The 11,747-nt window shown below is 60.2% G+C and carries 9 protein-coding genes and 3 pseudogenes; 9 read left to right on the top strand and 3 right to left on the bottom strand.

Features of this window, described 5'->3' with window-relative positions; all coding sequences use genetic code 11:
• A pseudogene (locus AC1DH9_RS21140) lies at positions 1-77 on the bottom strand (GNAT family N-acetyltransferase); the annotation flags it as partial.
• 315 nt (positions 78-392) lie between these two features.
• Here AC1DH9_RS21140 and xthA point away from each other — a divergent pair.
• Positions 393-1,205 (top strand): exodeoxyribonuclease III, encoded by an 813-nt coding sequence (xthA, locus tag AC1DH9_RS21135; RefSeq protein WP_103317224.1) that lies wholly within the window; start codon positions 393-395, stop codon positions 1,203-1,205.
• A 204-nt stretch (positions 1,206-1,409) separates the two neighbouring features.
• Positions 1,410-2,403, top strand: a pseudogene (locus AC1DH9_RS21130) (phosphate ABC transporter substrate-binding/OmpA family protein).
• Between the two features lie 9 nt (positions 2,404-2,412).
• Here AC1DH9_RS21130 and cobF read toward each other — a convergent pair.
• Positions 2,413-3,180 (bottom strand): precorrin-6A synthase (deacetylating), encoded by a 768-nt coding sequence (cobF, locus tag AC1DH9_RS21125; RefSeq protein ID WP_427546541.1) that lies wholly within the window; start codon positions 3,178-3,180, stop codon positions 2,413-2,415.
• A gap of 257 nt (positions 3,181-3,437) precedes the next feature.
• Between cobF and AC1DH9_RS21120 the strand changes: the two genes are divergently transcribed.
• The 7 genes and pseudogenes from AC1DH9_RS21120 to astA all read left to right on the top strand — a co-directional run bounded on the left by AC1DH9_RS21120 (position 3,438) and on the right by astA (position 10,442).
• Complete coding sequence (locus AC1DH9_RS21120; protein ID WP_427546544.1) at positions 3,438-4,292, top strand: MurR/RpiR family transcriptional regulator; 855 nt, start codon at positions 3,438-3,440, stop codon at positions 4,290-4,292.
• Between the two features lie 2 nt (positions 4,293-4,294).
• Entirely contained in the window at positions 4,295-4,939 is a 645-nt protein-coding gene (locus tag AC1DH9_RS21115) for a cysteine hydrolase family protein (protein ID WP_427546547.1), read from the top strand.
• Complete coding sequence (locus AC1DH9_RS21110) at positions 4,936-6,288, top strand: type I glutamate--ammonia ligase (protein WP_477808725.1); 1,353 nt, start codon at positions 4,936-4,938, stop codon at positions 6,286-6,288. The genes AC1DH9_RS21115 and AC1DH9_RS21110 overlap by 4 nt, the downstream gene beginning before the upstream one ends.
• Positions 6,289-6,302: 14 nt before the next feature.
• Positions 6,303-6,734 (top strand): annotated as a pseudogene (locus tag AC1DH9_RS21105) (N-formylglutamate amidohydrolase); the annotation flags it as partial.
• A 143-nt stretch (positions 6,735-6,877) separates the two neighbouring features.
• The gene (locus AC1DH9_RS21100; protein WP_427527380.1) at positions 6,878-8,227 is read left to right on the top strand and encodes an APC family permease; all 1,350 of its coding nucleotides are present in this window, start codon (positions 6,878-6,880) and stop codon (positions 8,225-8,227) included.
• Positions 8,228-8,359: 132 nt separating this feature from the next.
• Complete coding sequence (locus AC1DH9_RS21095; RefSeq protein ID WP_427546555.1) at positions 8,360-9,376, top strand: arginine N-succinyltransferase; 1,017 nt, start codon at positions 8,360-8,362, stop codon at positions 9,374-9,376.
• A 31-nt stretch (positions 9,377-9,407) separates the two neighbouring features.
• Positions 9,408-10,442 carry an arginine N-succinyltransferase gene (astA, locus tag AC1DH9_RS21090; protein ID WP_427546558.1) on the top strand — a complete coding sequence of 345 codons (1,035 nt, stop codon included), beginning with the start codon at positions 9,408-9,410 and terminating at the stop codon, positions 10,440-10,442.
• A 153-nt stretch (positions 10,443-10,595) separates the two neighbouring features.
• On the opposite strand, the gene AC1DH9_RS21085 is transcribed toward astA, so the two are convergent.
• Entirely contained in the window at positions 10,596-10,928 is a 333-nt protein-coding gene (locus tag AC1DH9_RS21085) for a hypothetical protein (protein ID WP_054597882.1), read from the bottom strand.
• Positions 10,929-11,747: the final 819 nt, after the last annotated feature.

Genomic DNA, 11,747 nt, shown 5'->3' with positions numbered 1-11,747 from the left:
AGCAAGGAGCGAGCTTCGTGCGAATAGCCACTGTCGAGCCGGTGGACATCAGCGATGGCAGTTGAGGTTTCAGGCATGACGGTCTATCTCCCCCGTTGAAATACACTGCAGGACTGCCACGTAGCAGCTGCCGAGCCTGCGAGGCTGCGTTCGAGGACGAAGTCCTCGCAGATCCTGGATCGACGTTTTACCTGGACAAACGCGCTGCCTGATTCAACGACTGCTTCGCAGCCGAACGCAGGCTCGGCAGCTGCTACAAGTGTTAATACGAACCCGGTGCAACGGTGATCGTTCCCACATTAAAGGACATTAGCAGTGCATCTGCCCTACTGCCACGCTGGCTCCCTTCCTACATGTCAGCTAGCATCGCACTTTTGCCAGGACTGCCGACCATGAAGATCGTCTCGTTCAACATCAATGGCCTGCGCGCCCGCCCCCATCAACTGGCGGCACTGATCGAGAAGCACCAGCCGGACGTCATCGGCTTGCAGGAAACCAAGGTCGATGACGTCCAGTTCCCGCTCGCCGAGCTTGAGGCGCTGGGTTATCACGTGAGCTTCCACGGCCAGAAAGGTCATTACGGCGTCGCCCTTATGTCGCGCCAGGCACCGCTCGCGTTGCACAAAGGCTTTGCCAGCGATGAAGAAGACGCCCAGCGCCGCTTCATCTGGGGCACGTTCGCYGATGCCAACGGCGTACCGGTGACGATCATGAACGGCTATTTCCCACAGGGTGAAAGCCGCGACCACCCGACCAAGTTCCCGGCCAAGGAGCGCTTCTACAACGACTTGCAGACGCTGCTCGAAACCCAGTTCAGCAATGACCAGCCGCTGGTGGTGATGGGTGATGTGAACATTTCCCCGGAAGACTGCGACATCGGCATCGGCCCGGACAACATGAAGCGCTGGCTGAAAACCGGCAAATGCAGCTTCTTGCCGGAAGAGCGCGAGTGGATGGCCCGTTTGAAGAACTGGGGCCTGGTGGACAGCTTCCGCCACCTGAACCCGGACGTGACAGATCGCTTCAGCTGGTTCGACTACCGCAGCCGCGGCTTTGAAGACGAGCCCAAGCGCGGCCTGCGCATCGACTTGATCCTCGCCTCCCAAGGGCTGCTGCCACGGGTCAAGGCCGCCGGTGTCGACTACGAACTGCGCGGCATGGAAAAACCTTCGGACCATGCGCCGATCTGGCTTGAGCTGAGCTGATTTCCAGAGATCAACACAAACTAATGTGGGAGCGAGCCTGCTCGCGATAGCAATCTGTCAGTCACTTTAAATGTGACAGGCATTGCCTCATCGCGAGCAGACGAACGTCGCCCGGCTCTTCCCACAGTTAACATCGTCATATTTCAGCAACCTTTCTGTCTTATTCTCCCGACACTTCCTGTGACCTTAAAAGGTGTCGGCTCGATGCTGCGCGTCCTGTTACCGCTGCTGCTCTGCGGTTTGCTTCCTCTCTCTGCCACCGCCGCTGCGCTGCCGATACCCGAGCGTGGGCCTGCCCTGCGCATTCAAGGCTCCAACACCATCGGTGCGGACCTGGGCCCGGCGCTGGTCAAAGGGTTGTTGCTGGAACAAGGGCTGCTGAAGGTCCATAGCGAAGTCTCGGACAGAGATAACGAGCAGCAGATTGTCGGCCAGACGGCCCAAGGTCGGCGGGTGGTCGTGGACATCGCCGCCCACGGCTCGAGCACCGGGTTCGCCGCACTGAAAAACGCCAGCTCCGATCTTGCAGCGTCTTCGCGTCCGATCAAGGACCGCGAACTGGTCGACCTCGAAACCCTCGGCGACCTGAAAAGCCCGAACGCCGAGCAAGTCATCGCCATCGACGGCCTGGCAATCATCCTGCATCCGAAAAACCCACTGACCCAGCTGAACACCGAACAACTGGCGCGGATTTTCAGCGGTGAAGTGAAAACCTGGGAAGAACTCGGCGGCACCGGTGGCCCTGTAAACCTCTACGCCCGGGATGACCATTCGGGCACCTATGACACCTTCAAGGAACTGGGCCATGAACGTCGCGCCGAACCCGCAGATGCCCGACGGCTACCGGGCAATCATCGAACACGCAAAACGACTCAGCGTGAATTTTCGCTTCGAAGAAGGCAGCGCCAGCCTGGACAACAAGGCCCGGCAGGACCTGTCGCGGGTGCTCGATTATTTAAAGCAGCACGACAAGCTGAACAAACAGGTGACACTGGTTGGCTTCGGCGATGCCAAGACCGATTCGCAGCGGGCCGCCCTGCTATCGAGGCTACGTGCCATGGCCGTGCGCCGCGAGTTGGTGAAAAGTGGTGTGGTGTTTCGCGAGATTCGTGGCTTCGGAGCCGAAATGCCGGTGGCGGCCAACAGTGCCGATGAAGGACGGATCAAGAATCGCCGGGTGGAAGTCTGGGTCTACTGACAGCCGCGCTCACTCTGGCGATTCAGGCTTGCGCAATAAATAGGTGTCCATGATCCAGCCGTTGGCCAACCGTGCAGCTTTCCTGACCCGCGTTATCTCTTGCGCAACGTCTTTGAGCTTGCCGGAAATGAGAATTTCATCCGGCGTGCCAAGGTAGGCGCCCCAGTAAATCTGCTGCTCCTGATCGGCCACCTGCCGGTAGGAATCTTCTGCATCGAGCATCACCACCAGGCTGTCAGCCTCGCTGACCTGGCCCGCAGCCAGTCGGCGGCCGGTGGTGATTTCAACCGAGCGCCCAATCCGGTTCAACGGCACCTTGTGCCGCGCCGCCAAGGCCTGGACGCTGCTGATGCCGGGAATCACCTCAAAGTTGAAGGTACAACGACCGGAATCGAGGATCGCCTGCAAGATCCGCAGGGTGCTGTCATACAACGCCGGATCGCCCCACACCAGAAACGCCGCACACTCGTCGTCCGTCATCTCTTCGTTGATCAAGCGCTCGAAGATCTGTTGCTTGTCGCGGTTCAGATCGACAACGCTGGCGTTGTAGTCCACATCGCCACGCACCCGCTCGGGGCTGTGGGCCTCGACGAAGCGATAAGCCGGATCGGTGATATAGCGCTCGCAGATTTCCCGCCGCAGGTCGATCAGCGTGTCCTTGCTCTGCCCCTTGTCCATCAGAAAGAACACATCGACCCGGTTCAGCGCATTGACCGCCTGCATCGTGATGTATTCGGGATTGCCGGCACCGATGCCAATGACCAGTAGCTGCTTCATGAATGCTTCACCTTGCTGTGCGTCATTGAGTCCAACGGCTTATCCGTGGAAAACGCGCCAGTTTCCTACACGAATTAAAGCACTAGCGTACAACATCAAGCGAAACCCACGCAGGCCTTGTCGGACAAGACTTTCGCCCCACTTCAGTGCTTTTCAGGCACATGGAAAAATTCACTAGACATGTAGCATAAATTACATAAATACTGATTTAACGGATTATGAAATAAAAGCAACACACCCCTCTAGCAGGAGCTCGGATGCCCTCACTCAGAGACCGGATCACCGATCCCGGCCTGGACCTCACACCGTCGGAACGCAAAGTCATACGTGCATTGCTGGACCAGTACCCGCGTAACGGGCTGGGCCCGATGTCGCGCCTGGCCGAGCATGCCGGCGTCAGCGATCCGACCATCGTGCGCCTGGTGAAAAAGCTCGGCTTCGGTGGCTATGCCGATTTCCAGGACGCGCTCCTCAGCGACATGGATCATCGACTGCGCTCGCCCAGCGCGCTGTTGCAACCGCGTTCGCACCTCAAGCAAGACGATGCCTGGACCCATTATCTGGCGGACAGTCACCGTGCCCTGCTCGACACCCAGGCCCTGACCCAACCCGAAGATGTGCGCATTCTGGTGGAGTGGCTGCTGGATACACGGCATCAGGTGCATTGCTTCGGCGGACGCTTCAGCAGTTTCCTCGCCCACTACCTGCTTAATCATTTGCGCTTGTTGCGTGCGGGCTGCTTTGCCCTGGAAGACAACGCGCAACTGCCTGATCGGCTGTTCGATGTGCAACGCCAGGATGTGGTGTTGCTGTTCGACTATCGACGCTATCAATCCCAGGCACTGCGCGTCGCCAGCGCGGCCAGGAACCGGCATGCGCGCGTCGTGCTGTTCACCGATATCTACGCCTCGCCGCTGCGCGAGATGGCCGATCTGGTGATCACTGCGCCCGTAGAGTCGGCGTCGGCCTTCGACACCCTGGTGCCGGCGCTGGCCCAGGTCGAAGCCTTGATTGCCTGCCTGACGCTGCGTTGCCCCGATCTTGCCGAGCGGCTCGAAGGCATCGATGCACTACGAAGCGATTTCACCACTCACCTGCTGGAGGAAAAATAAGGATGTTTATGCTCCCCCATCACTCGCCCCGCGACCTGCCGTTTGTCACCGACCACACCGCGCTGCTGTTGGTGGACATGCAACGCGCCTGGCTTGAGCCGCAGTTCGACCCGCATCTGCAAGGGCCTGACGCCAGGTATTTCCTCGAGCGCACCCGCCAGCAGGTGATTCCCAACCAGCTCAGGCTGTTGGCCGCCGTGCGCACGGCTCGGCAGAACGTTCTGCACACGCTCATCGAAAGCCTCACCGCCGACGGTCGCGACCGCTCGCTGGACCACAAGCTGTCGGACATGCACCTGCCAAAAGGCAGCCCGCACGCCGCCATCATTGAAGAGCTGACACCGGTCGAAAACGAAATCGTCTTGCCCAAGACCTCCTCCGGGGTCTTCAACTCGACCAACATCGACTACGTGTTGCGCAATCTGCAAACCCGCCACCTGATCATCGCCGGCATCGTCACCGACCAGTGTGTCGACATGGCGGTGCGCGATGCGGCTGATCGCGGCTATCTGGTAACACTGGTAGAAGACGCCTGCGCGACCTACACCGAGCAACGCCATCTGGCGTGCCTGAATGCGATCGAGGGCTATTGCTGGATCACCGACACCCAAACCGTGGTCGACCGTTTGCAGGCGTTGCAGGCATGAGCCGCGCTAACAGCAGTGAGCCCCTGACGCCTGTGGCAATGACCACCATCGTCACCACGGACCTGATCGGCGTGACCCGCGGCCGGTCGTTTCCGACCGATGAACTCGAACACTACAAGACCGCCGGTTGCKGTTGGGTCCCGGCCAATAGCGCGCTGACCCCGCAAGACATCATCGCCTCCAGCAACCCATGGGGCGCCTACGGCGACTTGCGGCTGATCCCCGACCTGGCCAGTCGCGTGACGGTCGGCAACGGTCCCGATGCCAGCGCGCCGGCCCTGGATTTCATCCATGGCGACATTTGCGAAACCGATGGCCGCCCATGGGCTGCCTGCCCGCRGACGCTGCTGCGCAACGAAGTACAGCGTTACCACGATGAACTGGGGCTGCAGATCACGTCGGCCTTCGAGCACGAATTCAACCTCACCACCGGCAGCGCCCAGGCCGAGCATCTGGCGTTTTCGCTGGAAGCCCAGCGTCAGGGCGCGGCGTTCGGCGGCTGGCTGCTCAGCGCCCTGCGCGCAGGTGGGGTCGAGCCGGAAATGTTCCTGCCCGAATATGGCAAACACCAATACGAAATCACCTGCCGGCCGACCCTGGGTGTCGCGGCGGCCGACCGCGCGGTCAACGTGCGCGAGATCACCCGTGAGATCGCCCGGCAAATGGGCCTGAACCTGAGCTTTGCACCCAAGACCTCGGAACACGCGGTGTGCAATGGCGTGCACCTGCACCTGAGCCTGCACGACCTGTCCGGCGATCCGGTGTTGTATGACGCCGGGACTGCGAATGGCCTGTCGACCCTCGGCCAGCACTGGTCCGCAGGCGTGTTGCACTACTTGCCGGCCCTCTGCGCATTGACTGCGCCGACACCGATTTCCTATGAGCGCCTGCAACCGCATCACTGGAGCGCATCGTACGCGTGCCTGGGCCAACGCAACCGCGAAGCCTCGCTGCGGATCTGCCCGACCGTGAGCCTGGGCGGCAAATCCGAGGCCGCGCAATACAACCTCGAATTCCGCGCCATGGACGCCACGGCCTCGCCTCATCTGGCGATGGCCGCCGTGCTGATTGCCGGCCGACTGGGCATCGAACAACGCCTGGCGTTGAACGCGATCACCGATGAAGTCCCGGATTCGCTGAACGAAGAACAACGCCAGCGCCGCGGCATCGTCGCCCTGCCCGCGTCACTCGCGCAGGCCCTGAGCCACTTGCGGGGCAGCGAAGCCTTGCTTGAAGCCTTGCCAAGCGCCTTGCTCGACACTTACTTCGCCGTCAAAACCGAGGAACTCGCCTTGACCCAACACCTGTCGCCCACCCAACTCTGTGAGCACTATGCACGTCTCTACTGAGTCCGCCGAGTTCTTACCCGGTGCCGGGCAATCAGAACCTCGACGAAACGACCCGCGACTACCGCCGCGAGTGCCTGTTCAGGCCGTTTCACACACGCCTTGGCGAACTGATCGATGCCCGCGTGGCCGAGGGCCTCACCGTGCGGGTGGTGGGTATTCACAGCTTCACGCCGATCTACTTCGGCCAGCCTCGAGCGCTGGAAGCCGGCGTGCTGTATGGGYAGGCCGAGGAGTATGCGAACCGGCTGATCGACGGGTTGGCCAGGCATCCATTGCGGGTCGCCGGCAACCAGCCCTACAAAATCAATCCGGCCGCCGACATGACGGTGCCGGTTCACGGCGACGCCCGTGGCATCGACTCGGTGCTGATCGAGGTGCGCAACGACCTGTTGCGCAATCGGCTGGCGGTCCAGACCTGGAGCGATTATCTGGCACCACTGCTGTAGAGCCACGGCCTCAAGCGAACCGTTTCAAGCTGAAAAAACATGGATGGTTGTACCGGTAAAACAACGATAACAAACGCTGTAGCGTGTTTTTACCTGCCTGTTTCAAACACATTGCCATAGTGGCTTACAAGGAGAACGGCTTCATGGAAATAGAAGAATTCGGCTACAAGCAAGAGTTGAAACGCAGCCTGTCGCTGACCGATCTGGTGGTTTACGGGATGATTTTCATGATCCCCATCGCCCCGTTCGGCGTATACGGCTACGTCAACCAGGAGGCGCCCGGCATGGTGCCGCTGGCCTACATCATCGGCATGGTGGCGATGCTGTTCACCGCCTTGAGTTACGGCAGCATGGCGCGGGCCTTCCCGATCGCCGGCTCGGTCTACTCCTATGCTCAACGCGGGCTGCACCCGCATGTCGGCTTTATCGCCGGCTGGCTGATGCTGCTCGACTACCTGCTGATCCCGCCGCTGCTCTACGTGTATGCGGCGATGGCATTGAATCACCTGTACCCGGACATTCCCAAGGTCGGTTTCATCCTCGCCTTCCTGGTCAGTGCGACCTTCGTCAACCTGCGGGGAATCACCTTTACCGCACGGATGAACATCATCTTTCTGCTGGCACAACTGGTGGTGCTGGGAATCTTCCTGTTCTACGCCTGGACCGCCTTGCACGGTGGCGCCGGCAACGGCCAGCTGACCCTGGCGCCGCTGTACAACCCTGAACACTTCAACTTCGCGTTGCTGATGCAAGCGGTGTCGATTGCGGTGTTGTCGTTCTTAGGCTTCGATGCGATTTCGACCCTGGCCGAAGAGATCAAGGGCGATCCAGGCCGCAGCGTCGGCAAAGCCGCGTTGATCACGCTGGTGGTCATGGGGGTGATTTTCGTCGTGCAGACCTGGATTGCCACGGACCTGGCCGCCGGCATGGGCTTCAAGTCCGCCGATACCGCATTCTATGAAATCGCCGAAATCGCTGCCGGCAGCTGGCTGGCGACTGTCACCGGTGTAGCCACGGCACTGGCCTGGGGCGTGGCGGTGGCGATCACCTCGCAAGCCGCGGTATCGCGCTTGCTATTTGGCATGGCACGCGACGGCAAACTGCCCAAAGTACTGGCCAAAGTCCATCCGAAACACAACACCCCGTACATCAGCATTTACCTGGTGGCGGTGCTGTCGCTGCTGATCTGCTACCTGTTCATCAACTCGGTGGACACCCTGACTTCATTGGTGAACTTCGGGGCTTTGAGCGGCTTCATGCTGCTGCACCTGACGGTGATCAACTACTACTGGCGTCGGCAGAAGTCCGGCCAGTTGATCCGTCACCTGGTTTGCCCGGTGATCGGCTTCATCATCGTCAGCGCCATCCTTTACAACATGGGTGTCGATGCGCAAAAGCTCGGCGGTATCTGGATTGCAGCAGGCCTGGTCTATCTGTTTTTCCTCAACAGAATCGGCGCCAGCGCTGTATTGCCGGACCCTTCCAACAGTTAGAAAAGGTCAGTACTTAAAACGTCGAGCGGTCGCTGACAAGGATTAGCCGACCGMCGTTGTAGTGCGTGGAAACCGACAGTGATAGTCAAGCCTGATGCCCGGTATCAGGCCCTTTGATACAGGAGTGCATCCATGCTGGCCTTACGCCCAGTTCAGTTATCCGACCTGACTCAGTTGCAACAACTTGCGCGTGACAGCCTGGTGGGTGTCACCTCGTTGCCAGACGACACCGAGCGCCTGCGTCAGAAGATTCTCGCATCCTGCGCATCGTTTGCCAGTGACGTGAAGAGCCAGGGTCCGGAGAACTATTTCTTCGTGCTGGAAGATCTGGCCGGTCAACGGCTGCTGGGCTGTTCGGAAGTCCTCGCGACCGCCGGTTTCAACGAGCCCTTCTACAGCCTGCGCAATCGCCCGTTCACCAGTGAGTCGCGCGAGCTGAACATTCATCACGGGGTGCCGGCGCTGTCGTTATGCCAGGACCTCAGCGCCCATACCTTGCTGCGCGGTTTTCACATCAACACCGAGCTTGAACGCACGCCCTCCTCGGAAATGCTTTCACGGGCCCGACTGATGTTCATCGCCGCCCATCCGCAACGCTTTTCCGACGCCGTGATTACCGAAATCGTCGGCTACAGCAGCGACGCGGGTGAATCGCCATTCTGGGATGCACTGGGCAAGCACTTTTTCGACCTGCCCTACGTCGAGGCCGAACGTCTCTGCGGCTTGCAGAACCGAAGCTTTCTCGCCGAATTGATGCCGCACTACCCGATCTACGTGCCGATGCTGCCGCAAAGCGCTCAGGCGTGTATTGGCCGGATTCATCCGGATGGCCAGGAAGCCTTCGATATCCTTGAACGTGAGGGCTTCGAGACCAACAGCTACATCGACCTCTTCGACGGTGGGCCAACACTGTTTGCACGCACCCCAAGCATTCGTTCGATCGCCCAGACCCGCACGGCCGTTGCCCGCTTGAGTTCACACAGCGGCGGCAAGACGCCGTACCTGCTGAGCAATGATTCTTTGGAAAACTACCGGGCGATTGTCGCCGAACTGGACTGGAGCGCAGACGAACCCGTCCTGCTCGACGCCACTCAGCTTGACGCCTTGCAACTGGACAATGGCGGCCCGATTCGGCTGATTGCGCTATGAAGCAGGTCTTCCGCACTCAAGGAGCTCCATCATGATCGTGCGCCCGGTTCAAATGACCGACCTGCCCGCGTTACTGGCGCTGGCACGCAGCGCCGGCCCGGGGTTCACTTCGCTGCCGGCCAACGAAGAACGTCTGACCCTGCGCGTACGCTGGGCGCAGCGGACCTTTGCCGGTCAGGTTGAGCGGGCCGACGCCGACTACCTGTTCGTGCTCGAAGACGACGATCAGCGGGTGATCGGCGTCAGCGCCCTGGCAGGTGCCGTCGGGCTGCGCGAGCCCTGGTACAACTACCGCGTCGGATTGACGGTCAACACCTCGGCAGACCTGGGAATCCGTCGACAAATCCCGACCTTGTTCCTCAACAACGAAATGACCGGCCAATCGGAAATCTGCTCGTTGTTCCTGCGCCCGGATCAGCGCCAGGGCCATAACGGCCGCCTGCTGTCAGTCGCGCGATTGCTGTTTGTCGCCGAGTTCCCGCACCTGTTCGGCGAAAAACTGATCGCCGAACTGCGCGGCAGCGCCGACGAGCACGGGTGCTCGCCGTTCTGGGACAGCCTGGGTCGACATTTTTTCAAAATGGATTTCAGCCACGCCGATCACCTGTCCGGGCTCGGCAACAAGTCGTTCATCGCCGAGCTGATGCCACGTCAGCCGCTGTATACCTGCCTGCTCACCGAGCAAGCCCAGGCGGTGATCGGCAAGGCCCACCAAAACGCCGAACCGGCGCGCAGAATCCTCTGCAACGAAGGCTTTGCCCATAAGGGTTACATCGACATCTTCGACGGCGGCCCGGTCATCGAAGCCCAGGTCTCGAAAATCCGTGCCGTGCGCAACAGCCAGTCGCTGGACCTGATGGTCGGCACACCTGACGACAACGCGCCGCTCTGGCTGATCCATAACCAGCGCCTGGAAAACTGCCGGATCACCGCCGCCCGCGCCCGACTGGTCGGCAACAGCTTGCTGGTCGATCGCCTGACCGCCAAGCGCCTGCAATTGCAAGCAGGCAGCTCCGTGCGTGCCGTGCCGTTGCTCAAGCAACAACGGCAAGCAGTTGCCGCATAACGTGCCAGACAAACAGCAAAAAACCCGCACATGGCGGGCTTTCTGCTTGATGGGGTCAAATCCTTTTGTCAGTTCAATCTGCGCTTCAGGATGTGAGTAATTCGTGAAAAGCCTGTCGCAGGATCGAGAAAAAGACAGACTGCACTGAACACTCTATTTAACTGATGCCGAAACCGGTTCTGGCAACCGCCGCCCAAGCACATCCAGCAGATCACAACCGTCACGCAACGGAATGGCGCACAGCAAGGCGAAATCGTTGAGGATCACCGAATCGCTGGCAATCTCCCCGCGCATGGCCAGGTTCTCCAGCACTTGAGTCACCGCACGAATGCGATAACGGGCAGCGTCGAGCAGGATATCGAGTGGTGCGTGGGTGTCGACGAACAGGGTCGGCATGTCGGAGCAGTTGCTGGTGAGGGCCATGTAGCGGTTGGAAGGATGGGAGGTTGGCGGGACGTAGGGGGGATTGGGGGTGTAGGTGTTCATTTTTGAAGCCTCTAGTAGGTATGGAAGCTGCCATCGGCCTTCCTACAGGCTTGGGTGGCAGCTATACGCGGGGTAGGAATACCGAGTACCAGAGAAACTCGACCACGCCGAAGCGTGCCCGCGCATAGCCGCCGCAGCTGATCTTACGGGCACACAGTAACGGCCGCAAATCAGGTGTCGACGCTTACGCGTCTCTCATGGTTTTGAAGGGTTCCTACACCCTGTCACTGAATGTGCAGTGACACCTGAAGCCTATCGATGAAGCCCAATTCACGCCAGTTCATGGACACCGCTATAACGTGCGGGAAATCTCCGACGAGCTTGCCTAAAAACATCACTGCCTGAGCCACCGCTCATCGCAGCATCGGACTCTACACAACATTGAAATGCCACGCAGGACTACGCCCGTAGCAGCTGTCGAGCCTGCGAGGCTGCGTTCGGCCGCGCAGCGGTCGTAAAACCAGACACCGCTTTCGTTCGGGAAAACCGTGTTCCCAGGATTTGCGAGGACTTCGTCCTCGAACGCAGCCTCGCAGGCTCGACAGCTGCTACGGACATCACCCACCCAAAATAAAGTAGCGCCCCCCAACCACTCAACAGGCCGAGCGTTAGCTCGCCTGCCGCTGTTGATCTTGATCCACCCGCCCCTATCGGGAGGCCGAGTGGAGGTGTTCATCAGGGGGCGGGCGCGCAGCGCCGTACGGCGCAGCCGGACACATCGAGAGGAGGTCGTCGCGAAGCAGACCGTAGGCGATGCCCCCTGATGGACACCGGAGTGAGGGAACGCCGAGCCTAGGCGAGGTGCCGTACGCTTGGGGC

This window comes from Pseudomonas sp. 05T35, assembly GCF_056396605.1.
Note: the sequence above shows the minus strand (reverse complement) of the source record. Positions and strands in the feature narration are given on the sequence as shown.